We start from the raw sequence: 26,064 nt of genomic DNA, 5'->3' as shown, positions 1-26,064 counted from the left end.
GATTGCGCATCCTGCTGTAACTGACCGAGCGGTGCTGTACGGAGTAGTTTGGTTAGGAAGAGTCGAGGCCCATTCACAGGTTTGATCCAAGTTCTAAGATTGAGTACTATCAATCGTGGTCTAATTGGCATGTGTCTCTAGAGCAACAAGATAAGCAATCTTGATACCAGACTTAGGCAAACCCAAAAAGCCCTTGGAAGCCAATGTAAATTACTGAATTCCATAGACCTCTGTGTGAACAACTCCGTATGGGCGGCCATCCTATTTCACACCAGCATGGAAGTAGTATCTGTTCGGATAATATTGGTATTTACAAGAGACACTATCCGGCGCGTTTGAGAAAACTAATTCCGCCAGTCACTATCTGTCATCTTCTCTTAAGTTATGGCCAGTACAAGATCGATGGATAAAGCAAGTGTCCCGCTGACGATCTGGACTATCGGCCATTCCACTCGCTCCATCGAGGAATTCATCGATCTGCTGAAGGAACCCGGCATTCGATCGCTGGTCGATGTCCGCCGGTTCCCTGCCTCACGGCGCTATCCGCACTTTAACGGCACTTTGCTGGCGCAATCCCTGAAAGATGCAGGCATTCAATATCATCACATGCCTGCGCTCGGAGGCCGCCGTCCAGCTAGACGAGACTCGCCGAACATCGGATGGCGCAACGCCGGATTTCGGGGCTACGCGGATTACATGGAAACGGATGAGTTCTGGGAAGCGCTGGAAGAATTAATGGCAAGTGCCGAGACGCGCCCATCCACAATCTTACCCACCCGCCCCGGGCGCACCGAGACGCGCCCATCCACAATCTCACCCACCTGCCCTGGGCGCACCGAGATGCGCCCATCCACAATCTCACCCACCCGCCCTGGGCGCACCGAGATGCGCCCATCCCCCATGGTTATCATGTGCGCTGAGGCGGTGCCTTGGCGTTGTCATCGGAATTTGATTGCGGATGCGCTGGTAACGAGAGGATGGCGCGTGCTTCACATCATCTCTGCAAACCGCACTGACACCCACACGTTGACGTCCTTTGCGACAGTCTCAGGCGACAAACTGCTATACCCGTCAGCGACCGGCCAATCATCATTGTTCTAACTCGGTGAGTATGTTGTACGGCCCTCTCGCCGACCTGGTCATGCTGATCCATCTTGCCTTCGTCCTGTTCGTCACCGGCGGAGGATTGCTGGTCCTGAAATGGCCAGCGGTCGCGTGGCTGCATATCCCTGCTGCACTATGGGGAGCGATGATCGAGTTTCTGGGTTGGACCTGTCCCTTGACGCCGCTCGAAAATCACTTTCTGCTCCAAAGCGCCGGGGAAGGCTATGAGGGGGACTTCATCGCGCATTATCTGCTGCCGATTCTCTATCCGGAAGGACTGACTCGGAACGGGCAGATCGTGCTAGGCCTGCTGGTGGTTGTCGCCAACGTCGCCATGTATGCGTGGGTGCTTGCCAATTGGCGACAGAGAACACGAAGCCGGTTTTCGGCCTGAAGAACAATGTAGAGAAGGGCGCGGCAGGAAAGCCGTTTCGCATCGTGGCAAATGTCTCACGTATCGTCACGAAGCGAAGCTACGATGCAGCCGCGCGCAGCTCCTGCTGGGCGCGGCGGACCTCCTTCAGACCGGCCTGAACCAAGCTTAGATTCACGGTCCAGGCGATAAAGCCCAGCACGATGTGCTTGAAGTGCAGCGGCAGATCAAAGGGCGCGTTCCAGACCATATGCAGGGCCATTGCCAGGCCGAGAATGCGGAGAAATCGCGGATCTTTCAGCATGTCGAGACTGAAGTCGCGATCGCCGCGCACGCGCCACAAGGCCGCCCCGACCATTGACGTCCAAATCACATGCAACCCCAGCATACTGAGAAGCCCGCGGAGGCTGATGATCTCCAGCATCGCCTCCTGCCCGTAGCTCAATCCTTGCACCAAGGCATAGCCGGCCGATTCAAAGGCTGAGAACCCGGTTCCGACCGCGGCTCCAAATAGCAAGCCGTTCAAGGTCCACCGATATTTCTTCTTATACACGACCAAAAAGAGTGCGGCTGTTTTCCCGATCTCTTCGATGATGCCGGCGCTCATGGCGCCCAGCCAGGTCCCTAACGAAGTCCATTCGAACAGAAAAAGCGAGAGTAGAAGTGAAAGGATGCCGCCGAGGAGAACCAATTTCACGACTTGATAGAGAGAGACATTGCGTACCACATTCATCTCAAAGAAGAAGATCAGCAAGGACATCGGAATGAGAAAGGCGCCGGTAATAATCAATCCCGGCACCAGCTTCGGATTCCGAAATTGCTCTACCGCCAGGACAAAACAGAGGTACACCCCGACGGCCAGCGTGAAGGTTTTGAAGAACGCCCATGGCTTCGGCCAGCTAGTCTCGACTGCCGACAAAGGCGGGGTCGTCGAGGCGGTGCCGACCGTGAAGTATTCCTCAACATCATCATCCTTGCGTGATTTAAGAACCTGGGAAAACATCTCGCGGGCGCTAAAGCCTTCAAGACGTTCGACCCCCGCGACATCGCTGATCTTCGTGTTGATGTGATCGATCCATCCATCCAATCCTGTATCCGGCGCGCCAAACCCGACCTCCCACAATGATCGGCCGATTCTAATTTGTTGTCCATGAGACAATGCCGCCTCGCGCACCCGATGGCCGTCCACCAGAAACGTGGCCTCTCCCATGGCCCTGCATGTCGGCCTGTTCTCTTTCACATTGAAGGTGACGTGGCATTCGCCGACGTCATGATCGTCGCTCAGGAGATTGCACAGCGGTGAACGGCCTAATGTCAGGTCGTCTTCGCGGACAGCCAGGCGTTTTCCCAGATCTGGGCCTGAGATACAATGCAGGATGATTGGTGTCACAGAGGAGGAAGGAATATCCATTGTCACCCCCCGATGAGGAAGACAATTGCATAACACCGGTCGCGGCTGCTAGGTGTTTATTTTTGACACATTGCTGTCAAGGGGATCGGTGGGAAAGAAGCATTCTGTCAGGGAATGGTATAAGGAAAGTGAAGAGCCTTGCGATAGGACCTTTATCCACAGTCATCATGAGGACCCACTCATCATGCCTCTGACGCTTCTGGGACGACAGAATCCCTTGGCCTCGGCGAGCGAGCAGCTGCGTATACTCGGCAAACCGGCCGGCTGTCCATCGTTTGAGTCCCGTCTTGAAAAGGCCGGCCTGTATCCCCTGCGGGCAACGGGGATCAGCGTTTTACAAATCAACGTTGGCAAGCTCTGCAATCAGACCTGCCGGCATTGTCATGTGGACGCCGGGCCCGACCGCCGCGAGGTCATGTCGCGGGAAACAGCTGAGCTGTGCTTGAACGTCCTGGCGAAAACCGATATTCCCACCGTGGATATTACCGGTGGCGCCCCGGAATTGAACCCCAATTTTCGCCGGCTCATCGAACAGGCGCGTGCCCTCGGACGCCGTGTGATGGACCGATGCAATTTGTCCGTCCTCCTGTTGCCATCACAATCGGACTTGGCCGATTTTCTAGCCCGTCATGAAGTAGAGATCGTGGCCTCCCTGCCTTACTATCGGGCCGGTCAAACAGACGCACAACGAGGAGAGGGTGTGTTCGATAAATCCATCCAGGCGTTACGGCTGTTGAATGATCTGGGTTATGGACGGGACGGCAGCGGACTCACGTTAAATTTAGTGTACAATCCCGTCGGGGCGTTTCTGCCGCCGAAGCAAGAGAGCATTGAAGCGCATTTTCGCCGGGAACTCGCCGGTCGCTATCAGGTGAGCTTCAACCGGCTCTACACCATCACCAATATGCCCATCAGCCGCTTTCTGGAATTCCTGCTCGACAGCGGTAATTACGCAGCCTACATGGAACGGCTTGCCAACGCGTTCAACCCCTCTGCCGCCGCCGGTGTCATGTGCCGGCATACGCTATCCGTCGGTTGGGACGGTACCTTGTATGATTGTGACTTTAACCAGATGCTCGATCTTTCGCTGAAACATGGCGCTCCTTCTCACCTCCGTGACTTCGACCTGACCCGGCTGCAAACCAGGCGCATCGTCACCGGCAATCATTGCTACGGGTGCACCGCGGGGTCCGGCTCTTCGTGCGGCGGCGCCGTGACTCCCTGACCGGTTCCCCGCTTCGCTGCGACACTCGTTCCGTTGTATTGAACGGGCGCCTACGTGTCGCGCCGGCTCGTCTCTTTCTTTATTGCTCGCGACACCTCACTTTGTTATGGTTGGGGGCCTTACTTAACGTTCAGGGACATACTTGTTATGGTCTGGGACCCGAAAGATCCTTGGAGCAAAGGCGACAAGCTTGATGACGCCTTCAAGCAGGCACAGGGACAGCTGCGTGAACTGCTTCCCTCCGGAGGTCTCAAGAACATCATTCTGGTTGTCGCGGTCATCTTCTTGATTTGGCAGAGCGCGTTCATTGTCGCGCCGGATGAAGAAGGCGTCGTCAAGCGCTTCGGTGTTCCCGTCCGCACCGTTTCTCCCGGTCCTCATCTCAAGATTCCGCTTCTGGAAAGCGTGCTCCAGCCGAAAGTGGCCAAGTTGCACCGCGTCGAAGTGGGTTTCAGAAAGGATCGCCAGGGCCGCCAGCAGATGATTCCGCAGGAAGCCCTGATGCTGACCGGTGACATGAACATCCTGGCCATCGAGTTCATCGTGCAGTACAAGATCAAGAACTCGAGCGAATATTTGTTCAACGTCGCCTATATCGACGAAACAATCGTGAAGGCCGCCGAAGCCGCGATGCGGGAAGTCATCGGTAAGAGCAAGATCGACGAGGCCCTCACGACCGGGAAAGCGATTATCCAGCAGGATACCCAGGAGCTGTTGCAAGCGATCCTGGATCAATACGCAACCGGCGTACAAGTCGCCGCGATCCAGTTGCAAGACGTCGACCCGCCTGAAGCGGTCGCCGCCGCATTCAAGGATGTGACGAATGCCAAGGAAGACCGGGAAAAGTTGATCAATCAATCGCAGGGATATCGGAACGACATCATCCCGAGGGCCAAAGGCGAAGCGGCGCAGGTCGTCAACCAGGCGAAAGGCTATGCACAGGCACGAGTCAACCGCGCGCAAGGCGAAGCCAACCGTTTCTTGGCCACGCTGAAGGAATACAATCAGGCCAAGGACATCATCAGCAAACGAATCTATATCGAGACGATGGAAGAGATCCTCCCGAACGTCGACAAGATTATCCTGGACGGGAAAGCCGGCGACCGCGTCGTACCGTATCTCCCTCTCGAACGGTTGACCAAACCCGCGCCTTCATCCGCCGCTGCGGAGCGAACTCAATGAGCAAGCAAGGAATCATCATCGGCGTGCTGGCCGTGCTCATCGGCTTGGTCGTCTTGGGGGCATCGCCGTTCTTTATTTTGGATGTGACGCAAACGGCCATCGTCGTCCAACTCGGCAAGCCCGTTCGCAATGTGACGGAAGCCGGCCTGTACATGAAGGTACCCTTCATCGAAGAGGTCACCTACTTCGACAAACGTCTCTTGGACTACGAATCAGACGCGCAAGACGTCATCACCCAGGATAAGAAGACCTTGCTCTTGGACAATTTCGCCAAATGGCGGATTACCGACCCGCTGAAGGTCTATCAAGCCTTCCAGACTCAGCGGGGAGCCTTACAACGCCTGCATGACATCATCTATAGCGAGCTGCGCGTCGAATTGGGACGGCATGAATTGGCGGAAATCGTCTCGACGGCCCGGGCCGAACTGATGAAAGTGGTCACCCAGCGAGCCAATGAAAAGGCCTCAGGGTACGGCATCGAGATCTTGGACGTCCGCATCAAGCGGGCCGACTTGCCGGAGCAGAATGAGAAGGCCGTCTTCGCCCGCATGCAGGCCGAGCGCGAACGGCAAGCGAAGCAATACCGAGCGGAAGGGGCCGAAGAGGCTCAAAAAATCAGATCGGACGCCGAGAAGGACCGGGAGATTATCCTGGCGGAGGCCTACAAGGAATCTGAAGAGCTACGCGGGGGCGGAGATGCCAAAGCGTTCAAGATCTATGCGGACGCGTATCGTCAAGATCCGCGCTTCTTCGAATTTACCCGTTCAATGGAAGCCTACAAGAAAACGTTTCGGGACAAATCCACTCTCATCATGAACCCCGACTCGGAATTCTTCCGGTTCTTGAAACAGCGGTAGCCGCTACGCCAAGCCGGTGATTTCGCCGCTCTCGACGTTCAGATCGATTCGCTCCCCCGCGGGTTTTTTCGGAAGGCCCGGCAGCAATTGCATCCCGGAACACACCGCCGTCAGGAAACCGGCCCCTGCCAAGATACGAAGCTCCTTAATCGGAAGGATAAATCCGGAAGGCCGCCCTTTCAGGGCGGGATCATGCGACAAAGAAAGGGGGGTCTTCGCCATGCAAATCGGGAGATTTCCATAACCCAAGCGACCGGCGGTTTCCATTTGTTGCTCGGCGTCCGGCTCAAACGACACTCCGGCCGCCCCGTACATCCTCATCGCGATGGTCTCGATCTTCTTTCGGATAGGCCACTCGGGATCATATAAATATGTGAAGGTGCTGCCATGCCTCGCGGCCCTAAGGACGGCGTCCGCCAGTTGCTCCGCTCCCTTTCCTCCGTCGGCCCAATGGGTCGCTATCGCGGCATCAAACGCTCCGGCTTTACAGGATTGTTCGCGGACCCATTCCAGTTCCGCGGTCGAGTCGCTCGTAAAGGCATTCACCGCCACCACGACAGGAATCCCGTAGGCGCGGAGGTTCGCAATATGCTGTTCGAGATTGGCAAACCCCTTGGCGAGCGCCTCTTCGTTGGGACCGGTCAAGGTCTCGGGTAACGGCGCACCCGATTTGGCAGGCCCTCCGCCTCCGTGCAGCTTCAGCGCCCTGAGTGTCGCCACCACCACGGCGGCGGACGGGCGGAAACCGGACAGCCGGCATTTGATATTGAAGAATTTCTCGGCGCCCAAGTCGCTCCCGAATCCGGCTTCCGTGATGACGTAGTCGGCGCAACGCAACGCAATCGCATCGGATACGATCGAACAATTGCCGTGCGCAATATTGCCGAACGGTCCCGTGTGCACGAATGCCGGCGTCCCTTCGAGAGTCTGAACCAAGTTCGGCAGTAAAGCCTCCTTCAGCAACACGGTCATGGACCCGACACAGCCCAACTCGTCCGCCTTGACCGGTCTCCCGTCAGATGTGAGGCCGATGACGATGTGTCCGAGGCGGCGGCGCAAATCTTCTGCATTGCGAGCCAAGGCCAATATCGCCATGACTTCGGATGCCTCGGTAATGACAAAGCGGCCGGTCTTTTCGGCGGCTCCATTTTTCAGGATAATCTCGCGTAACGCGCGATCACTGATGCCGGTCACACGAGGCCAGGTGATCCGTTGCGGGTCCAGCGCTAGAGAGTTGCCGTGAAAGATATGATTGTCTATGAAAGCCGACAATAAGTTATGGCTCGAAGCAACCGCATGGGCGTCACCCGTCAAATGGAGATTGATGTCTTCCATCGGGTACACCTGAGCTTTTCCGCCCCCCGCTCCCCCTCCCTTAATGCCGAATACCGGGCCAAGCGACGGTTGTCGCAATGTGACAATAGCGCGGTGTCCCAGGCGACTGAGCCCCATGCCCAGACCTATCGCCGTGGTCGTTTTCCCTTCCCCTAAAGGGGTGGGATTGATTGCGCTGACAAGAATGTATCGGCCGCTGGGTCGAGCTTGAAGCCGCTCCAGCACATCGAGGCCCACTTTGGCCTTGTACCGGCCAAACGGCATGAGGTCATCAGAGTGGATGCCCAGCGCCTGTCCAACTTCAAAAATGTGGCGGGGAGCCCGGGAGGGAGACATGTCCAAGTCCTTCCTTCAACAATTCTGCAATTCGACCGCCGGAGAGTTTGATCCATTACTGATGAGCGACAGAGCTGAAGGCGGGACAAGAACCGGGGATGCGCGGGAGATGCTATCGAAGAGAAATCGACTGATCAGTCGAGAATAAACCTAGTGGGATCGAGTGCTTGACCGTTCTTTTTTACCATATAGTGCAGATGAGGGCCGGTCGATAAACCGGTCGTCCCGACCAAGGCCACCACATCGCCCCGCTTGACACGCTGGCCTTCCTTGACCAAGGCTTTCGCAAGGTGCCCGTAGACCGTTTCGATCCCATAACCGTGGTCAATCTTGACATTGTTTCCCATTTTGGGATCGAAGCCGACCGAAATGATACGGCCCTGAGCCGGAGCCTGAACCGGAGCGTTGGGAGAAGCTCCGATATCGAGACCATCATGCCAAGCCGGCTTCTCTGTGAATGGGGATACCCGAGGACCGAAGCCGGACGTCACCCAACCCCGTACAGGCCAAATGGACGGCGTGGAAGACCACTGGGTGGAACGCTGCTCAGCAGCCTGGCTCAACTCTTCAAGCGACTGTTCCTGATTTGAGGCCGCTACTGCAAGTGATTGAATCTCTTCACGAACTTGCTGAGCGATTATTTCCGCATTCTCAGCGGTAATATTACTGTCTGCACGTACGGCATCGTTCATGTCCACAGATGACTGGCGGTTGTCCGAACCGGTACCGGCAGGCGTCGAACCGATGGTGCCTTTTCCATCGGGCAAAGGCGTCTCCTCGCCTCCACGTCCATTGGATAAGTCGCCGGGCTGCTTCGAGGGTTCGATGCCCAGCATGACCCGCAACCGCTGGTTGACTTCATTCATGGCGGAGATCCGCCTTTTAAGATCATCGATGGCGGAAGAGAATGCTGCCGTCTGCTCGCGTGCGCTCATGGCTTCCGCTCGAAACGCCGACAATTGCCATACTTCTCCGGTCCGTATCACATAATGGGAAACAACAAGTAAATCGGCGACGACAAACGCAGCAACGAGAATCAGTAGTTTTCTAATAAACTTCCTCGGAAAGCTGAAGCGCAGAGGTTTAGAGGAGGACCCTCTGAAGACGACTACTGTATAAGCGTCGCTTGTTTCGTTTGCTGGCTGGCTCATGATGGCAACTCCCTTCCCCCCTCACGATACAGGAAGGATGATCACATTCGTCTATGTGGAGGCAGTTTACTGATCTCTCCTTAGTAGGTCAACCCTTCCCTTGAAAATTCCCTTTCGAACAAATTCCTCTACTTCTGCGTTTCTCGGTTCAACCAAGTCAAATAGGACTCTGCGCCCATCTGGATCGGGACAGCAATGATTTCCGGCACGCAATAGCTGTGTACCGCCTTAATGCGTGCCTCAAGTTCCGGGAAGCGCGCGGCAGTCGTCTTTATAATCAGCAACGACTCCTGTTCAGACTGTACCGCTTCTTCCCACCTAAAGATTGATTGAACACGATCGACAATGGAGGCGCATGCAGCCAATCTCTCTTCAACAACAATCTGCGCGATAGTTTTGGCTTCTTCAACAGAAGCGGTCGTGACCAACACGACAAGATTTTCTCCGGTCACGGTCAGGCACCCATGCGTTTAGATGGAGGCAAATTCCATACCCTCACAAAGATCAACGGCCCAATGGCTCCGGATTTCCAACCTCTTAGGAGAACCTTCCTACTCCGAGCGGAATTTCAGATGGAAACTCTGTACGAATCGTGAACAGAAACCGACAAATTTTGTCTCAGGGCTGCGGCCGTCAGAGTCGCACAGCCGAGGGCAGCCGGTAAACCGGCCGCCCGATCACGAGTTGACAGCTCTTTTGACCCTATCTTATGATCCCTTTGAAATATGGAGGGTACCGGCATGAGCTATACCATCACTCCAAAAGAATTAAAAACGCGGCTCGATAAAGGCGACAAACTCGTGTTGGTGGACGTTCGCGAGCAATGGGAATATGCGTTGGCCAAACTTGAAGGATCTATCCTGATTCCGCTCGGGACGCTACCGCAAGCACTCGACAAACTGGACCGGCAGACTGAAATCATCGCTTACTGCCATCATGGTATGAGAAGCGCCGACGCCACGGGGTTTCTTCTCCAACAGGGTTTCCCCAACGTGAAGAACCTCATCGGCGGCATTGATGCCTGGTCGGCGCAGGTGGACCCTTCCGTACCGCGTTATTGAACGACCGACATCAGACGACTGCTAAGAACGTTCGCGAAAATAGGCGACTGTTCGCCGGAGTCCTTCCCGAAGATCCACCTTCGCTTCCCACCCCAGTTCGTGCCTTAACTTCGTCGCATCAATGACGCTGCGTGCCTGCTCGCCTTTTTTTGCCGGACCATGCACTTCTTTGCAGTCCGACTTCGTCAATTCGACAACCAGAGAGAATAGATCATTGATTGTGGTTTCGATTCCTGTGCCGACATTGAACACACCGTGAGCTTCCTGCCCCATCGCAATGAGATTGGCTTCGACCACATCCTCAACGTATACAAAGTCGCGTGTCTGCCGCCCATTGCCGTAAATGACCGGTTGCTCGTGATTGAGCAGCTTCTGTATGAAAATCGCGACCACCCCTGCTTCACCTTCAGGATCCTGTCTTGGACCATAGACATTCGCGTATCGCAGGCTCACCACTTGTATTCCGCTCATCCGGGTGTAATAGGACAAATAATGCTCGCCGCATAATTTACTGATTCCATAGGGCGAAAGCGGATGCGTGGCGTGAGATTCGGTAGCGGGAAAGGCATCCTGTTCCCCATAGATCGCCCCTCCGGATGAGGAAAAAATGACCTTGCGCGCGCCATGTTTTGCCGCCTGCTCGAGCACATTGAGCGTGCCCAGCACGTTGACCCGCGCATCAAAAAGCGGATCCTCCACCGATTTGCGCACGTTCATCTGCGCCGCGAGATGAACCACGATGGAAGGACGCTCATTTCGAAAGACACGTTCGAGTCTCGAACTTTCGATATCCACCTTGTAAAACTGGGCCGCGCGCGGCACGTTCTTGCGCTTCCCGGAACACAGATTGTCGACGACCGTCACATCGTGGCCTTCCTGCACCAACCGATCGACCACATGAGACCCGATGAATCCCGCACCCCCAGTTACCAATACCTTCATAATTTTCCTCGATTACGATTCGAACCAGCGACAGCCCATTCCACGGAATCGGAATTGAAGCCTACACCCTCTCAGCCCTGCTGCAAATATTTTTCAGCCTTGCGCGACCGCCAGACTTGAACGAGAGGATGAACCAGGCACAGGTCGATAGAAACACATCAAAATTTCGCGATTTCCTTTCCGACCGTGAATCGGTGAATCCATACTGCCGATCACCGACAATCCAAGGTCTTGGGCTAATTCGATCATGTTTTCTTTGACTTCCAACCGCAAGGCGTCGTCGCGCACCACGCCTCCCCTTCCCACGCGTCCCTTCCCGACTTCAAATTGCGGTTTGACGAGCGCGACCACGGTGGCAGGCGTCGCGAGGAAGCGCATCACGCAGGGTAGCACAATGGACAACGAAATAAATGAAACATCGATGGCAGCCACTTCAATAGGATTCGCTATGGCGGAAGGAGAGAGATAACGAATATTCGTGCGCTCCAGGAGAACCACGCGGGAATCCTGCCGCAGGCGCCAGTCGAATTGACCGTAACCGACATCGACGGCGTACACGAGCTGGGCGCCGCGTTGGAGAAGGCAATCGGTGAAGCCTCCCGTCGAACATCCCACATCGAACGTAATGCACCCGCGAACATTCACTCCAAAATAATCGAGGGCCGGGCTTAATTTGTCCCCGCCGCGGCTGACATACTGTGAGGGGGGCGACAGAACCTGGACATCGGAATCTACAGGCACGAGCTTAGCCGGTTTGTCGACCAAACACCCATCGACCCGGACCAAGCCGGCAAGAATCAACCGGCCGGCCTCGTCTCGACCGGAGACCAGTCCGCGGGTAACGAGAGAGCGATCAAGACGATCGCGCATGGCGGGAAGCCGGGAAGGCATCACAATAGCCGTAATAAACAATCAGTTTGATGGCCGAATGATTGATATTATGTGCTGGGCGAGGGAACATCGGGATCTTGGTCGGTAAGCGAGAATGCCTGGAGTCGCCTTCTACCGTCCTTCTCTTGAACCAGAATTTCCACCTTTCGCTCCGCATCTTCCAACATTTTCAGACAGGTTTTGGATAGTCGGATCCCCTCTTCAAAAATCCGCAGAGAATCATCGAGGGGAAGATCCCCCTTTTCCAATTCGGTCACAATGGCCTCGAGCCTGGCCATCGCTTGCTCAAATTTCACGGCCGCCACGGCGACTCCGTTTCATCACAAGAAAACTCACGCACATGTGAAGAGGAACACATTATTGCCGGAGATCTTTGAGAGGTCAAGGTGAAGAATCAGGCAGCGATTGTTGCACCACGCACAAAAGCCGACCCGCGGCGAGCCGCACCCGGACAAGATCTCCTTCGGCGACATCCGTCGCATCCCTGACCAATCGACCGTCGGAAAGCCGATGAACCAGGCTGTACCCGCGCGCCAGAATGGCCAGCGGACCGAGGGCGTCCAGCCCCATAATGTGGCGATGAAGCCCTTGGCGCCTGCACGAAAGCAGGGTTCGCATTTCCCGTCCCAGGCGATTGACCAATTGAGGGAGCAGAATTCGAAATTCCCGCATCGTAGTCACGGGACCGGCTATAAGCAAGTCGTGCTGCAGCGCATGCACGGTGCGTTGAGCAAATCCGAGACGATGGCGCGTATGCTCCACCACGCCGGCAACCACGTCATCGACCCGCTGAGCCTCGGCTTGCAGCCGCCGGCGCATGACGTCGAACAGGCGGAGGCCGTTCTCAACCCGATGATGCTGCGAGAGGCAGTGAGTGCGCATGCACCGGATTATCCGTCCGGACGACTGGGTGACTCGTTCCATCACTTCATCAAATACGGGCACGACCGCTTCCGCCGCAGCCGAAGGAGTCGCCGCCCGATAATCGGCGGCAAAATCGGCCAGCGTGACGTCGATCTCATGCCCCACGCCGGTCACGATGGGAACTCGCGAGGCGACGATGGCGCGCACCACGATCTCTTCATTGAAAGACCATAAATCCTCCCAAGAACCTCCGCCCCGCCCCACAATGATGACATCGACCAAGCCCGCGGCGCTCAAGTCCCCGATTGCCGAGGCAATGCGCTCGGCGGCCCCGACACCTTGCACCGGGGCGGGAGCAAGCACAATATTGATGGCCGGCCATCGCCGGCGTAGCACGGTCACCATGTCCCGGACAGCCGCTCCGGCCGGGGACGTCACAATGCCGACGGCACGCGGAAAGCGAGGAAGGGGACGCTTTCGATTCTCAGTAAACAATCCTTCTCGGGCCAACCGCTCTTTCAGCTGCTCAAACGCCAACTGCAAGGACCCCATGCCGAGGGGCTCGGCATATTCGACCACCACTTGATACTCTCCCCGCGGCTCGTAGACGGACACGCGACCTCGGACCAGCACATGAAGACCTTCCTTAAGTTCGAATCGGAGGTTTTGAGCCCCGGCCCGGAACAGCACCATGCGGATTTGACTCCGCTCGTCTTTCAAGGTGAAGTAGACATGTCCCGAGCCGGGCCATCTGATATTCGATACTTCTCCTTCAATCCAAACATCGCGAAAATCCCCTTCCAGAGATTCCCGGATCAAGCTAGTCAGATCAGAAACGGTCCAGATACGTCGTGAGGCCATGTGGCGTCAAACCATGAGATCGGAGACCGGTGAGGATTGAACGGTCAAACGGAGGAGCGATCAGTCAACGACGCGAATGCGTTCGATTGAGAGTGCTTTGCCCAGCCTGGCATCAAGCTCAACAAGCACGGCACAAAATACGACCGGCCCTGATGCGACCTCAAATCGACGAGGCATCCCGGTCAGAAACTTTTCGATGGCGAGTTCTTTCTTGATCCCGATAACCGAGTGCAGGGGGCCCGTCATCCCAATATCCGTGATATAGGCGGTGCCTTTTGGCAAGATTTGCTCGTCCGCGGTCTGGACATGAGTATGAGTGCCGACGACCGCCGTGACCGATCCGTCCAAAAAATGCCCCATCGCCATCTTTTCGGACGTCGCTTCGGCATGCATATCGACGACAATCGCGGGCGTTTGGCTCTTCAGCCGCTCCAGCTCTCGTTTCGCAACTTGAAAGGGACAGTCGATCGTCGGCATGAAGGCACGTCCCATCAGGTGCAACACGGCCAATGACTCTCCGTTCGGGCAGGTCAGCACGTAACCGCCTTTCCCCGGCACGCCCTCCGGGTAATTGGCCGGGCGAAGCAACCGCGGTTCACGCGGGAAAAAGTCGACGATCTCCTTCTTATCCCAGGCATGATTGCCCGTGGTGATAACGGAGAGGCCAAGGTCAAACAATTCATCGACAAGATCGGGAGTAATCCCGAATCCGCCCGCAACATTTTCTCCATTCCCTATGACGACATCAATGTGGCGCTGTACCACCAGCTTGGGAAGGAGGCGAGCGAGGGCTTTGCGTCCCGGCTCGCCCATGATATCGCCGATAAAGAGAACCTTCACGCCGTCCTCCTTATTTCGCGTAATCCACGAAACGACTCTCTCGAATGACCGTTACCTTAATTTGTCCCGGATAGGTCAATTCGTGCTCGATTTTTTTGGCGAGATCCCGTGAGAGCTGAAAGCACTCGGGATCCGAGAGATCGTCCTGTTTGACAATGACGCGGATCTCGCGGCCGGCTTGGATGGCATAGGCCTTCTGGACCCCCTTCTGGCCGGTCGCCAACGACTCGAGCTTCTCAAGCCGTTTGACATACGATTCCAGCGCTTCCCTCCGAGCCCCTGGCCGGGCCGCCGACAAGGCTTCCGCTGAGGCAACCAATACCGTTTCCGGGCAAATCGGCTCCACCTGCTCGTGGTGCGCCGCAATGGCATTCACGACCTTCGGATCCTCTCCATATTTCTTAGCGATCTCCGCTCCCAGCATGGCATGCGGCCCCTCTTCTTCGTGGCTGACCGCCTTTCCGATATCGTGCAGCAACGCGCCGCGCCTCGCCAATTTGACATCCAGTCCAAGTTCGGACGCCATAATGCCGCAAATGTACGAGGCTTCCCGCGCATGGTACAGATTATTCTGACCGTAACTGGTCCGATATTTGAGACGCCCCAGGACCTTGACCAATTCAGGATGGAAATCCGACAGGCCCAGTTCGAAGATGATTTTTTCCGCCTCTTCGATCATGAGCTTCTCGATGTCCGTCTTCACCTTTTCCACGATTTCTTCGATTCGAGTAGGGTGAATCCGCCCGTCGTGCATGAGGCGTTCGAGCGAGACCTTGGCGATCTCCCGGCGAAGCGGATCGAACCCTGAGATAATGACGGCTTCCGGCGTTTCATCAATGATGAGATCAATGCCCGTGGCGGCCTCGATCGCGCGGATATTCCTGCCTTCTCGTCCGATAATTCGCCCCTTCATGGCATCATTGGGAATCGGGACGACGGAGATGGTAGCTTCGTTGACATAATCGCGTGTCACGCGCTGAATCGATCGGGCGATAATTTCACGCGCTTCGCGCTCCGCATTCTCTTTGGCTTCTTCGAGCGTCCGCTTGGCCAGTCCCGCGGCTTCAAGACGGGCCTGACTCTCCATTTCAGCAATGAGTTGCCTTTTGGCCTCCTCGGCAGTCATGCTCGCCGCCCGTTCCAACGCCTCGCGGTGCTGCTTCAACGCCTCGACGCATAGGGCTTCCTTTTGGCCCAGGCCGTCTTCCCGCTTGGCCAACTCTTGATCGCGCTTCGCAAGGTCGCTTTCGCGTTTCTCCACCCCGAACAGCTTTTTCTCGAAGTTCTCTTCGCGCTGGGCGATGCGCTTTTCAATATTGAGCAATTCGGCCAACTTCATCTTCTGTTCTTTTTCAATCTCAGTTTTGGATTGAAATACCAAGTCCTTGGCTTCCAGTTTGGCTTCTTTCATCACCGTTTCGGCTTCGCGTTGAGCGCCCTGGATAATATGGCGGGCTTGCTCTTCGGCTTCGGTACGCCGTGCCAAGGCCGAGTTTCGGCGCAAGAACTCATACACTCCGACGCCGATTCCGGCGCCTAGGAGCGCAGTGACAATGTATGCAAAGATGCTGAGAGAAATGGGACCCACCTCCCTTAAAGTCGATGCCGAACCTAATGGTCAGGCCGAGCGGTAATGATTCACCGGATCAAAAAAGGGAATCAGAAGCGAAAGGGGAGGAACGAAGAAGGCACGATTGAGCGCGCCTACGGATTAGGCAGTCAGCCAGGGAGCGCCGTCGGATCGCCGGAACTGAATAGGTCTATCTGATTGCCGTTCTCCTGCGGGCAAGCTGCCGCTATCGTTACATTTTCCCCGCCTAGACCGAACGGCCGCATATGAGGGACGTGCTCCGGCATGAGGCCCATTGAGCAGGAAATCCCTCATCATAGACACCAGATTGTCCGTTAACCCTTCATTCCACTGCATTAAACGGGCTATCGGCTTTGTCGCCCATCCAGCGAGGACACTGATAACTGCAAGACAGACCAGCGATTCCATATTCATTGGGTACATGAGCTCGTACAAGCGCCTGACCGATTCCAAGTTCCTTTCTTCGATCCGCTGTTCACTTCATCTTCCGGTGACCCACAATAGCAAAGGGGCTACATGATTGCAAGGCGACCACCTATTGAGCCGGCGGCCCGGAAGGCACTTGCTCTTCGATGGACTCCATCAGCAAGAGCATCCGCCGCTCCATGTCCGTTTCGATACGCTGCATCTTCTTTTCGCACTCCAATAACTGGTGCGCGAGGTTGAGCGCGGCAAGGACGGCCAACTTGTGAGGCGTGGCGGTTTTCATGCCCTGCGCAACATGTTTCATTTGTTTATCAACTATTTCCGCAAGCTGGTACACGTAGGAATCATCGGCATCACCATTAATACCGAACCGATGACCGTGAATCTCCACCTCGATGGTCTTAATCAAGAGCCACCTCCTTGGAAGGGTCCAGACATTCGAGTACTTCGATTTCTCCCAATACACGTTCGATACGCGCCCGGATATCCATACGTTCGCGCTCCCACCGCCGATTGTTGTCATCCTGCGAGACCAGCCGTTCCCGGGCAAGACGAAGTTCTTCTTCCAGGGCGGTGTTTTTCCGTTTCAGATCCTGTACCAGTTTGACAAGCTCTCGGATTCGAACTTCCAACGCATCAAGCCGATCCATCGTCATGGCGCCATCCTCATCATCCAAAAGTAAAAAATACCCTATATGGGCGGGCACTATAGAAAGTTCACAATACCTTGTCAAGAAAGGAAGACTAGGAGGAGAGCCGGTGAAGGCGCAAATACTCGCCGTAGCTGCGAAGCACCCGTTTGACGTAGAGACGAGTCTCTTGATACGGGATTAATTCAATAAATTCGTCCTGCTCGCGCCCCCGGTGGGTGGAAATCCAGCCGGTGACGGCGGTTGGACCGGCATTATAGGCGGCGACCGCGTAAGCGATATTGCCGGAAAACTGATCCAGCAATTGGCCCAGGTATCGTACACCCAGACCGATATTGGTGCTTTGATCGAAGAGATCTTCCCGCTCCACTGCCGACAACCCAAATCGTTGCGCCACCTGATTTGCCGTCGCAGGCATCAGTTGCATCAGACCTACCGCCCCGACCATCGACACCGCTTTTTCATCGTATTGACTTTCTTCGCGGATAATGGCGGCGGCAAGATACGGATTGACCTGTGTGACGCCTTGAGACTGGATGGTCGGAACAAGCCCGGTCGGGTACGCCACCGTCCAGAGCACAGAGGAAGCCGGGGCTCCGCCCCGCTCGAGCTTGTCACGAAAATGAGTTTTGGCCAAACGCAACGCGGGATAGTAGGCGCCCACTTCATTCAAGAGAGCCGAAAACGCGAGCAGGACTTCTTCGTCCCGACTGTACTGCTCCGTGAGTGTTGCGAGCTCACGGGCGGCATCCTGGGTGAGACCCAGAATTTTCAGTTCGACCGCCCGCCGGTAGGCCGGATGTCGCTCAATTTCAAGCCGCCTGTTTTCCGGCAGGGGCGGATCCTCGACTCCGGTGCTGACAGGGACGACTTGCGGGATGGGCTCAAGCCGCACATCGGCTTGCCGCATAGCCAACTGGCAGTAGTAGCTATACAGCTGGCGCTGGCACACACGACTGTAATAGTCATGCGCCTTGCCGTTTTTGTCATGATCCGAGGCTCGCGCCAACCAATAAAGCGCCTGCGGCTCGAATGCGCTGACTTGGGCGTCCGCCAACGTTTTGAATGTTTCGACGGCCTCCGCATACCGAGCCGTGCGATATTGCACCCATCCCACTCTCCATAATCCCTCCGCGCGCTGCGAGGCCGACTCTCCGTATTTTGCCACCTGGCGGAAAGCGCCGACTGCGTCATCAAAGCGGTTTTGATCTTCGAGCCAGACACCGGCAAACAACTGCACCATCGCTTTTTGATCATTGGTCAGCGTGGAATGTAATGACAGGCGAGCCAATTCCAGCAACTTGTCACCCAATCCCTGGCGCAAATACACCCGAGAGAGCCATACCTGCGCTTCGTTCGCCTCCGGAGCACGTTCCATCGATAGGTTGCGGAAGGTCTCCCGCGCCAGGTCATACTGCTTCAGTCTCGTCTGAGCGATGCCGAGTTTCAGCCTCGCCTCGTATCGACGAGGGTGCTGCGGCTCCAGCGAGAGAACGCGCCGCAGTTCCTCGATCGCTTCGGCTTGCATGGCGAGGCCGAGAAACGCTTGTGCGCGTTGATAATGGTCGTCCGCCGACGGGGTCCACGCTTCTCCGCCCCCATTGGCATCAAGGCGCGCTTTTGCCTCCCGCGCTTCGGCCGTGTGGGGGAATCGAATCCACGCCTGTTTGAACGCCGTGCGGGCTTCCGTGATCCGGCCCGCGCGATCATGGCAATCCGCCAAATGAACCAAAGCCGGCGGAGCCGCCCGGTCCTTGTCATTCAGTGCCAGAGCCCGGCTGAGCCATTCTATGGCGGCAGAACAATCATTGAGCACATAGTACGTCTCTCCCGTTCGATAGGCGCTTCGCACCACCAGACTTGAATCGGGCACGGCGTCGCGGATCGATTCGAAAGACTTTGCAGCCTCCGCCCCGTCATTCAATTTCACCAGTGAATCACCGATCCATAGGCGGAAATAGTCTTCCAGTAGAGGAAAATCGCGTTGGGCGCTCTTGAGATACCGGATCGCTTCGGCGGGCTCCCGATCAATCAGAAGAATGCCCAAGAGTACCCCGGCTCGCTTGGCCCAGAGAGATGCGGGATAGCGCTCCATGATGGTACGGAGCCGCTCGATCTTCGTTGAAAGTACCTCATCCCGCCGTTCCACCGTTGTGCGATTGTCACGGATGGCGGCGACCGACCTAAAACAATCTTCAGGCGAATCACAGGACCACTGAGGCCCCAGCTGCTGAGGCGGAGACTGGCCTGACACGGTGGGCAGCATCAGGCAAGTAAGCCCCAGCAGAGCACAGAGAACCAACCATCCCTGCATCCGCTTAAGTACCGAAGGGATAGGACCTGTTGAGGATGCGAATATCATGACAACTGAGACTCATTATAGTGGCTTCGACGCGGCGAGAACAGCCTGCCGTCGATTCGACGTGGGCCTTCGGTTGTCAGCACTTTTTTTGGTGTGTTAGGCTTTTGCCACATGGCGACGCCGGCGCAGCAGCTTACAGAACCAGTGGACCTTCTCAGCCTGGATGAATTCGGCATGGTGCAACTCGTCCGGGGACTCGGATGGCCGTCTTATCGCGCCAAGCAAGTACTGCGATGGCTATATCGCCGCCGGGAGACGGATATCGCGCGAATGAGTGACCTGTCCAGGGACGACCGGAATCGGCTCTCGAATTGCGCCGTCATCTCGAGGCCTCGGGATTGCCGGATCCATACATCGAAGGACGGGACGAAAAAATTGGTATTTACCTTGTCCGACGGCCTGGCGGTGGAGAGCGTATTGATTCCCGAGGACGACCGATTGACCTTGTGCCTGTCCACCCAGGTCGGATGCACGTTGGATTGCGGTTTTTGTCTCACCGGTACCATGGGCCTTCGGCGGAACTTACGAGTTGCTGAAATCCTGACGCAGGTCCTGGCGGCGCAGCATCACACCCCGGAAGAGACACCGATTACAAATCTCGTCTTCATGGGCATGGGGGAGCCGCTGGCCAATCTTGACGCCCTTGTCGATGCGATCGGGCGGCTGACGAACAATGTGTGGGGGTTCGGATTTTCTCCCCGACGCATTACTATTTCGACGGCCGGCCTGGCGACTCGCCTCAGAGAAATGGCCCCGCTCGGGGTGAACCTCGCCATTTCACTCAATGCGACAACGGATCACATGAGGCAACGACTCATGCCCGCCGCCAATCGGCTTCATTCTCTTCAAAGTCTCCTAGCGGCCTGCCGCGCCTATCCGCTTCCCTCACACCGCCGTCTGACGTTCGAATATGTGTTATTGGGTGGCGTCAATGACGGCTTGGACGACGCCCGCCGCTTAGTTTCATTGCTGCGGGGACTACGCAGCAAGGTGAACTTGATTCCGTTTAACCCGTTTCCCGGCAGTTTCTTTCGCCGCCCGTCGGATGAGGCGGTGAATGCCTTCCAGGAGATCCTTCGCCGCCACGGCCTCGACACCTTCGTGAGAAAAAGCCGCGGGCGCGATGTCCTCGGCGCCTGCGGGCAGCTCGGCAATGTCGCGGGCGATGCTGCGATTACCTTGACACAGATTCAAAGCCGTTGCTAGCATGAGATGGATTTCCGTCATGAACTCATGATCTTATTTCTCCGCCCCACATCCGGCCGCATCATATCCACAATCCTCGGAACACTGTTCACGATATCGGCGGCGGCCCTACCGGTGTCCCACGCCGTTGAACCTAAAGAATTCGTGCTCTCCAACGACATGAGGGTGTTGTTGGTCGAGGTCCCCAAAGCACCGGTCGCGACCGTCCAGGTCTGGTACAAGGTCGGCTCCAGAAATGAAGTGATGGGCAGGGCCGGCCTCTCTCATATGCTGGAACACATGATGTTCAAGGGCACCAATCGGTTCCCGAAGGGGTCGTTCTCCCGCCTGATCCGAAAAAACGGCGGGATGGACAATGCGTTCACCAGCCAGGATTTCACCGCCTATTTCGAGAATTTGGCGGCCGATCGAGTGACCCTCGCATTGGAGCTTGAGTCGGACCGGATGCAGGGCCTTATCCTGGACGGCAATGAGTTCAAGACCGAACGAGAAGTCGTAAAGGAAGAGCGTCGCCTCCGCTCCGAAGACGATCCCCAGGGAGCGCTCGTCGAAGCCCTTTTCGCGCAGGCCTATGTCAGCCATCCTTACCATTGGCCGGTCATTGGCTGGTTTGCGGACTTGGACGCCATGACCTTGGAAGATTTGCAACGGCACTACGACACCTACTACTCGCCGAACAATGCCACGTTGGTCATTGTGGGCGACATCAAGGCCGACACATTGATTCAGACCATCACCAAGTTATTCGAACCGATTCCCAAAGGGCCGACGCCGAAGCCCACGGTCGCCATGGAGCCGGAACAACGCGGCGAGCGCCGATTTCTTTTGAAACGGGAAGCCCAGGTGCCGTTCGTCATGATGGGCTACCGCGTGCCGAACTACACGAGCGAGGATTCGTACGCGCTCAACATTCTGGAGTCGATTCTGTCGCACGGGAAAAGCTCACGCCTGTACCAGAGCCTGGTATACGAGCAAAAATTGGGCTTGGCAGTCGGCGCGGAATACAGCTTGATGCAGGCGGATCCCGGCTTGTTTTACTTTTACGCGCTGGTCCGGCCCGGCGAAAAAATCGAATCGGTTGAGGAAAACCTCGTGAAGGAGATTCGGCGCCTGCAGAACGAGCCGCCGACCGAGCTTGAGCTGCAGCGGGCGAAGAATCAAATTGAAGCCGGGCGGATCTTCGAGCAGGATTCAAATTTTCGACACGCGATGCTGCTCGGCGAAGCGGAGACGGTCGGAGCCGGATGGCGGAAAGTGAGCCAATTCATCGAGCGGACCCATGCCGTGACGGCGCAAGACGTTCAACGAGTGGCGAACAAATATCTCATCGACGACACGAGGACGATCGGGATGCTGATTCCGCAACCTCCGCGCGCCAACACACCGGATGCGACCTCGCCGCACTAGGAAGGTCGACCTATGAATCAGCATGGCTCACCCTTTCGCGACTCTTTTTGCCGGTCAATGATCATTCTGTTGCGTCATGTAGGCCAGGCCTGTGCGGCTGCGGTCCTGCTCCTCGGGCTGCTCGCGGCGCCGGCGGGGCCAAGCTCGGCCGCCGATATCAATCCGATCCGCTTCGTGACCCCGAACGGGATCACGGTGCTGTTCTTGGAACAACACTATCTGCCGACCGTGGAAGTGCATGCCCTCGTCAAAGTCGGATCGGCTCAGGATCCTTCCGACAAAGCAGGACTTGCGAATCTCGTCGCCAGCCTGCTCGATGAGGGGACGGCAACGCGTAGTTCAAAGCAGATTGCCGAAGAAATCGATTTTGTCGGAGGGGCGCTGGCGGCAAAGGCCTCGGAAGACTTCACTACCGCGTCCGTCCGGGTGCTCAAGAAGGATGCCGATCTCGGGATTTCGCTGCTGGCGGATGTGCTGATGCATCCGGCGTTTCACAAGCAGGAGTTCGACCGGGTTCGCGCCCAAATCGTGGGCGAGATTGCGAGCGACGAAGACGATCCCGGCCATGTCGCATTGAAGGCCTTCAATCAGCTGGTCTTCCATGGACATCCATATCGCTGGCCGGCCAACGGCAGCGAAGAATCGCTCAACAAGATTACGCTGGCGGATGTCCAGCAGTTTCATGCGCGGGAATATCTTCCCAACCAGACCATCATGGCCGTTGTCGGCGACTTGACGCAGGATCAAGCCTCCGCCCTCATACAGACCCATTTCGGATCATGGAAGAAAGGGACCCCGCCGACTTTCTCCCAGAAGAAGCCCGCGCCGGTTGACCGCAAGATGGTCCAGTTGATCGACAAGGACCTGACCCAGTCGACGATCATTCTCGGCCATGCGGGCATCAGCCGAACCAGTCCCGATTACTATCCCATCACCGTGATGAACTACATCCTCGGAGCCGGAGGATTTTCTTCCCGCTTGATGGACAGCATTCGGGACAAGCAAGGACTGGCCTATGGCGTCATGAGCCATTTCGACACGAGATTGATGCCGGGCGCATTCATGGTCAATCTCCAAACCAGAACCGAAGCCACCAACCAGGCGATTACCGGCGTCCTGCAAGAAATGAAAGGCATGCGCGAGAGTCCCGTCTCCGACCAAGAACTCAACGATGCCAAGTCGTTCATCATGGGCAGCTTTCCATTGCGCATCGACACGAGCGCCAAATTGGCGCAGGTGTTGGCGCAAGTGGAGTTTTACAATCTGGGACTGGACTACTTCACCCAGTACCCCAAGGCGATCGAGAAAGTCACGAAAGATGACGTCTTGCGCGTTGCGAAGCAGTATCTCGATCCCCAACATTATGCGCTCGTGGTGGTGGGCGCCATCGCGAAGGCCAAGGTCAAACAATAACCACAACCTTAACCTCGCTGCACAGCCCCATGCAGGGTTTACCAATGCTCCAACTCCATCCCAGGCTCGAATCAAAACAACGGACCATGCGGCAGATCATCCGCGACATGGAATCGGTGGTCGTGGCTTTTTCCGGAGGCATCGACAGCTCCTTGGTTCTAAAGGTCGCACATGGCGAACTGGGAGATCGGGCCATCGCCGTCACGGCGGTGTCGGCCACACTGCCTGAGCGAGAACTGGAACTAGCCCGCAGCGTCGCGATGGAAATCGGCGCGGCTCATCGAATTCTCGAAACCGATCAACTCCAGATCCCGGATTTCGTCCGCAATGACGCCAGCCGCTGCTACCATTGCAAAACCGATCTGTATTCTGCTTTGGGACGCATCCGGGAAGAATACGCGGGTAGCGCGATCGTAGACGGGGTACACCTCGAAGATCAGGGTGATGATCGGCCCGGCATCGCCGCCGCGCGAGAGTGGGGAGTCCGAAGTCCCCTGCTTGAGGCCGCCTTCACGAAAGCGGACATCCGGGAGTTGGCCAAAGCGTTGGATTTATCGAACTGGGACAAGCCGGCAGCAGCCTGCTTGTCATCACGCATCCCGCGCGGGACGGCAATCACGAAGGAAACCCTCCACCGAATCGACCGTGCCGAGGCGGTATTGGCCGACGAGGGCTTCCGGCATGTGCGGGTGCGAGACCATGGCGACATCGCGCGCATCGAGCTGACGCCAGAAGATTTTCCGCTTCTCTTTACGGAAGGCCGAGGCGAACGAGTGAGCCGCGGGCTGAAGCTGCTAGGCTATCGATTTGTGACACTGGATTTGGAGGGCTACCGGCTCGGAGGAGTCACCTTGATAAGAAGTGAGGAGTTATAAATGGAATTCTGAGTTCTGAGTTGCGGTTTAGGGTTAAGGTTTTTGAATCAACTCAGAACTTCTCATTCATACCTCAGAACTAATTTGTGTGGGTTTTTGCCAGCGCATCCAAGGCTTCATCGGCCAGCCGCCGGTTGTCCGCGTCGGTCAGCGCCCGCCCCACCACCTTTTCCGCTACCAATAGAGCCAGTTCAGTGGTCTGATTGCGAATCTCCTGGACAGCCTTCCGCCGTTCGTGGTCGATTTCCCGAGTCACGTCGCCTTTGATCCGGTCGGCCTCCGCGCTCATCCGTTGCTCGTTCTCGTCCCACAAACGCTGCGCGCGCTCTTTCGCCTGTCCCAGAATCGCGTCCGCCTCTTTCGCGACCGCATTGAGCTTGGCCTCATATTCCTTAAGCTTTCGCTCCGCTTCCGAGCGGTGCCGTTCTGCTTGGTCCAAGCTGTCTTTGATCTTCTTTTCCCGCTCCTCCAGAATCCCGAGGATACCCGGAAAGGCATATTTGTAAAGCAAGAACAGGAGAATTCCGAAGGACAGGATCTCCCAAAAGATCAACGACGAAAAGAAATGAGACTCAAATTGAGGCATGAATCACCTTCGTGGAGTTAGAAGTTCTGAGTTGGAAGTTCTGAGTTGTTAAACTCAGTACCCATAATTCAGAACCCAGAACCCAGAACTCTTATTTGCGCAGTCCCATGATGATGAACGCGATCACGAGCCCGTACAAGGCGATGGCTTCGACCAACGCGAATCCGATCCACATGTACTTCCCGACCCGTCCCTCCGCTTCAGGCTGGCGAGCGACGGCTTCGATCATCTTACCGAAGATATAGCCGATCCCCACGCCGGCTCCGGCAAAGCCGGCGGCCGCCAATCCCATTCCCACCAATGCTGCTGCTGCTGCGTCCATTGTTTGTCTTTCCTCCCTTAGTAGACAGTCACGCTTAATGCGCGTGCTCACTGTGACCGTGCAGGGTGATCGCGTCTCCCAAATAGACGCAACTCAACACGGTAAAGATATAGGCTTGAATAAACGCGATGCCGAGTTCCAATCCGTTCATGGCGATCGTAAAGGCGAATGGAAGCCATCCAATCAACAACCCACCGCTGATGGCAAGGCCGAATAAGACGCCGAGGATGGTATGACCGGCGGTCATGTTGGCGAACAACCGCACCGCCAAAGAAATCGGCCTTGCAAGCTGACTCACCAGTTCAATCGGAATCATCAGCGGCAATAACCAGGCCGGCGTCCCCGGCGGCACCAGGATCCCCAGGAACTTCGCTCCATGAAGGACGAATCCGAGCACGACGCTGAGCCCGTACACCGCCACGGCAAAGACCGCCGTGACAATGATCTGGCTCGTCACGGTATAGGTGCCGGGAATCAATCCGAGCAGGTTACAGAATAGGATGAACAGAAAAAGCGTGGCGATCAGGGGAAAAAATTTCATACCCTGATGGCCCATGGTGTCGAGAATGATATTGCGGATGAACTCCACGAGCAGTTCGGCCAGGTTTTGGAGCTTGGATGGAACCAGTTTCCTGGCGGAGGATGCCATAATCATCAACAGTGCCACCAAACCGACCACGACCCACATCATGATGACGGCCTTGTTCACCGAAATATCGAGGCCGCCAAGCGAGATCGGCACAAAATTATGCAGTTCAAATGGATGGAGAGGACTTTCTTCCACGTCTATCCT

The 26,064-nt window shown here is 56.3% G+C and carries 26 protein-coding genes; 10 read left to right on the top strand and 16 right to left on the bottom strand.

The window, feature by feature from the left end; translation table 11 throughout:
* Nucleotides 1–402: 402 nt before the first annotated feature.
* A complete protein-coding gene (locus tag ACWGXE_RS03995) occupies nt 403–1,101 on the top strand; it encodes a DUF488 domain-containing protein (RefSeq protein WP_447601511.1) in 699 nt (232 codons plus the stop codon).
* Nucleotides 1,102–1,111: 10 nt separating this feature from the next.
* Nucleotides 1,112–1,498 (top strand): DUF2784 domain-containing protein, encoded by a 387-nt coding sequence (locus ACWGXE_RS03990; protein WP_447601509.1) that lies wholly within the window; start codon nt 1,112–1,114, stop codon nt 1,496–1,498.
* 79 nt (nt 1,499–1,577) lie between these two features.
* On the opposite strand, the gene ACWGXE_RS03985 is transcribed toward ACWGXE_RS03990, so the two are convergent.
* Nucleotides 1,578–2,867, bottom strand: coding sequence for a PrsW family glutamic-type intramembrane protease (locus ACWGXE_RS03985; RefSeq protein WP_447601507.1), 1,290 nt, complete (start codon nt 2,865–2,867; stop codon nt 1,578–1,580).
* A 205-nt stretch (nt 2,868–3,072) separates the two neighbouring features.
* Between ACWGXE_RS03985 and arsS the strand changes: the two genes are divergently transcribed.
* The 3 genes from arsS to hflC all read left to right on the top strand — a co-directional run bounded on the left by arsS (nt 3,073) and on the right by hflC (nt 6,152).
* Nucleotides 3,073–4,113, top strand: coding sequence for an arsenosugar biosynthesis radical SAM (seleno)protein ArsS (gene arsS, locus ACWGXE_RS03980; RefSeq protein ID WP_447601505.1), 1,041 nt, complete (start codon nt 3,073–3,075; stop codon nt 4,111–4,113).
* A 147-nt stretch (nt 4,114–4,260) separates the two neighbouring features.
* On the top strand, nt 4,261–5,295 hold the full coding sequence (hflK, locus tag ACWGXE_RS03975; protein ID WP_447601503.1) for an FtsH protease activity modulator HflK: 1,035 nt from the start codon (nt 4,261–4,263) through the stop codon (nt 5,293–5,295).
* Entirely contained in the window at nt 5,292–6,152 is an 861-nt protein-coding gene (gene hflC / locus ACWGXE_RS03970) for a protease modulator HflC (RefSeq protein ID WP_447601502.1), read from the top strand. The genes hflK and hflC overlap by 4 nt, the downstream gene beginning before the upstream one ends.
* A gap of 3 nt (nt 6,153–6,155) precedes the next feature.
* On the opposite strand, the gene ACWGXE_RS03965 is transcribed toward hflC, so the two are convergent.
* The 3 genes from ACWGXE_RS03965 to cutA form a co-directional block, all read right to left on the bottom strand.
* Nucleotides 6,156–7,823, bottom strand: coding sequence for a formate--tetrahydrofolate ligase (locus tag ACWGXE_RS03965; RefSeq protein ID WP_447601500.1), 1,668 nt, complete (start codon nt 7,821–7,823; stop codon nt 6,156–6,158).
* Nucleotides 7,824–7,957: 134 nt separating this feature from the next.
* Nucleotides 7,958–8,974, bottom strand: coding sequence for a M23 family metallopeptidase (locus ACWGXE_RS03960; RefSeq protein ID WP_447601498.1), 1,017 nt, complete (start codon nt 8,972–8,974; stop codon nt 7,958–7,960).
* A gap of 128 nt (nt 8,975–9,102) precedes the next feature.
* Nucleotides 9,103–9,405 (bottom strand): divalent-cation tolerance protein CutA, encoded by a 303-nt coding sequence (gene cutA, locus ACWGXE_RS03955; protein ID WP_447601496.1) that lies wholly within the window; start codon nt 9,403–9,405, stop codon nt 9,103–9,105.
* A gap of 309 nt (nt 9,406–9,714) precedes the next feature.
* Here cutA and ACWGXE_RS03950 point away from each other — a divergent pair, with 309 nt between their 5' ends.
* On the top strand, nt 9,715–10,035 hold the full coding sequence (locus tag ACWGXE_RS03950; protein ID WP_447601494.1) for a rhodanese-like domain-containing protein: 321 nt from the start codon (nt 9,715–9,717) through the stop codon (nt 10,033–10,035).
* Between the two features lie 21 nt (nt 10,036–10,056).
* On the opposite strand, the gene ACWGXE_RS03945 is transcribed toward ACWGXE_RS03950, so the two are convergent.
* From ACWGXE_RS03945 to ACWGXE_RS03905, 9 genes are all read right to left on the bottom strand, one after another.
* Nucleotides 10,057–10,977 carry an NAD-dependent epimerase/dehydratase family protein gene (locus ACWGXE_RS03945; RefSeq protein WP_447601493.1) on the bottom strand — a complete coding sequence of 307 codons (921 nt, stop codon included), beginning with the start codon at nt 10,975–10,977 and terminating at the stop codon, nt 10,057–10,059.
* A gap of 93 nt (nt 10,978–11,070) precedes the next feature.
* Nucleotides 11,071–11,847 carry a TlyA family RNA methyltransferase gene (locus ACWGXE_RS03940; RefSeq protein WP_447601491.1) on the bottom strand — a complete coding sequence of 259 codons (777 nt, stop codon included), beginning with the start codon at nt 11,845–11,847 and terminating at the stop codon, nt 11,071–11,073.
* Between the two features lie 68 nt (nt 11,848–11,915).
* Entirely contained in the window at nt 11,916–12,173 is a 258-nt protein-coding gene (gene xseB, locus ACWGXE_RS03935) for an exodeoxyribonuclease VII small subunit (protein ID WP_447601490.1), read from the bottom strand.
* A gap of 76 nt (nt 12,174–12,249) precedes the next feature.
* Nucleotides 12,250–13,593, bottom strand: a complete 1,344-nt coding sequence (gene xseA / locus ACWGXE_RS03930) for an exodeoxyribonuclease VII large subunit (protein WP_447601488.1) — start codon at nt 13,591–13,593, stop codon at nt 12,250–12,252.
* Nucleotides 13,594–13,653: 60 nt separating this feature from the next.
* Entirely contained in the window at nt 13,654–14,433 is a 780-nt protein-coding gene (locus ACWGXE_RS03925) for a TIGR00282 family metallophosphoesterase (RefSeq protein WP_447601487.1), read from the bottom strand.
* A gap of 10 nt (nt 14,434–14,443) precedes the next feature.
* On the bottom strand, nt 14,444–16,021 hold the full coding sequence (gene rny, locus ACWGXE_RS03920; RefSeq protein ID WP_447601486.1) for a ribonuclease Y: 1,578 nt from the start codon (nt 16,019–16,021) through the stop codon (nt 14,444–14,446).
* 538 nt (nt 16,022–16,559) lie between these two features.
* On the bottom strand, nt 16,560–16,859 hold the full coding sequence (zapA, locus tag ACWGXE_RS03915; protein WP_447601484.1) for a cell division protein ZapA: 300 nt from the start codon (nt 16,857–16,859) through the stop codon (nt 16,560–16,562).
* Nucleotides 16,852–17,106, bottom strand: a complete 255-nt coding sequence (locus ACWGXE_RS03910; protein WP_447601482.1) for a hypothetical protein — start codon at nt 17,104–17,106, stop codon at nt 16,852–16,854. Before ACWGXE_RS03910 ends, zapA begins: the two co-directional genes overlap by 8 nt.
* Nucleotides 17,107–17,194: 88 nt before the next feature.
* Nucleotides 17,195–19,462 (bottom strand): lytic transglycosylase domain-containing protein, encoded by a 2,268-nt coding sequence (locus tag ACWGXE_RS03905; protein WP_447601480.1) that lies wholly within the window; start codon nt 19,460–19,462, stop codon nt 17,195–17,197.
* Nucleotides 19,463–19,573: 111 nt separating this feature from the next.
* On the opposite strand from ACWGXE_RS03905, the gene rlmN reads away from it, so the two are divergent.
* From rlmN to larE, 4 genes are read left to right on the top strand one after another with little or no spacing between them, the layout of a single operon-like run.
* Nucleotides 19,574–20,668 (top strand): 23S rRNA (adenine(2503)-C(2))-methyltransferase RlmN, encoded by a 1,095-nt coding sequence (gene rlmN / locus ACWGXE_RS03900; RefSeq protein WP_447601479.1) that lies wholly within the window; start codon nt 19,574–19,576, stop codon nt 20,666–20,668.
* Nucleotides 20,669–20,695: 27 nt separating this feature from the next.
* A complete protein-coding gene (locus tag ACWGXE_RS03895) occupies nt 20,696–22,075 on the top strand; it encodes a M16 family metallopeptidase (RefSeq protein ID WP_447601477.1) in 1,380 nt (459 codons plus the stop codon).
* 12 nt (nt 22,076–22,087) lie between these two features.
* Nucleotides 22,088–23,488, top strand: a complete 1,401-nt coding sequence (locus tag ACWGXE_RS03890) for a M16 family metallopeptidase (protein WP_447601475.1) — start codon at nt 22,088–22,090, stop codon at nt 23,486–23,488.
* Nucleotides 23,489–23,532: 44 nt separating this feature from the next.
* The gene (gene larE / locus ACWGXE_RS03885) at nt 23,533–24,363 is read left to right on the top strand and encodes an ATP-dependent sacrificial sulfur transferase LarE (RefSeq protein ID WP_447601474.1); all 831 of its coding nucleotides are present in this window, start codon (nt 23,533–23,535) and stop codon (nt 24,361–24,363) included.
* Nucleotides 24,364–24,442: 79 nt separating this feature from the next.
* Here larE and atpF read toward each other — a convergent pair whose 3' ends face one another.
* The 3 genes from atpF to ACWGXE_RS03870 all read right to left on the bottom strand — a co-directional run bounded on the left by atpF (nt 24,443) and on the right by ACWGXE_RS03870 (nt 26,055).
* A complete protein-coding gene (gene atpF, locus ACWGXE_RS03880) occupies nt 24,443–24,949 on the bottom strand; it encodes a F0F1 ATP synthase subunit B (RefSeq protein WP_447601472.1) in 507 nt (168 codons plus the stop codon).
* 91 nt (nt 24,950–25,040) lie between these two features.
* Nucleotides 25,041–25,271: an ATP synthase F0 subunit C gene (gene atpE / locus ACWGXE_RS03875; RefSeq protein ID WP_013250231.1), complete on the bottom strand. Its 231-nt coding sequence runs from the start codon at nt 25,269–25,271 to the stop codon at nt 25,041–25,043.
* A gap of 34 nt (nt 25,272–25,305) precedes the next feature.
* Entirely contained in the window at nt 25,306–26,055 is a 750-nt protein-coding gene (locus ACWGXE_RS03870; protein WP_447601470.1) for a F0F1 ATP synthase subunit A, read from the bottom strand.
* Nucleotides 26,056–26,064: the final 9 nt, after the last annotated feature.

The organism is Nitrospira sp. Nam80 (genome assembly GCF_965152575.1).
Note: the sequence above shows the minus strand (reverse complement) of the source record. Positions and strands in the feature narration are given on the sequence as shown.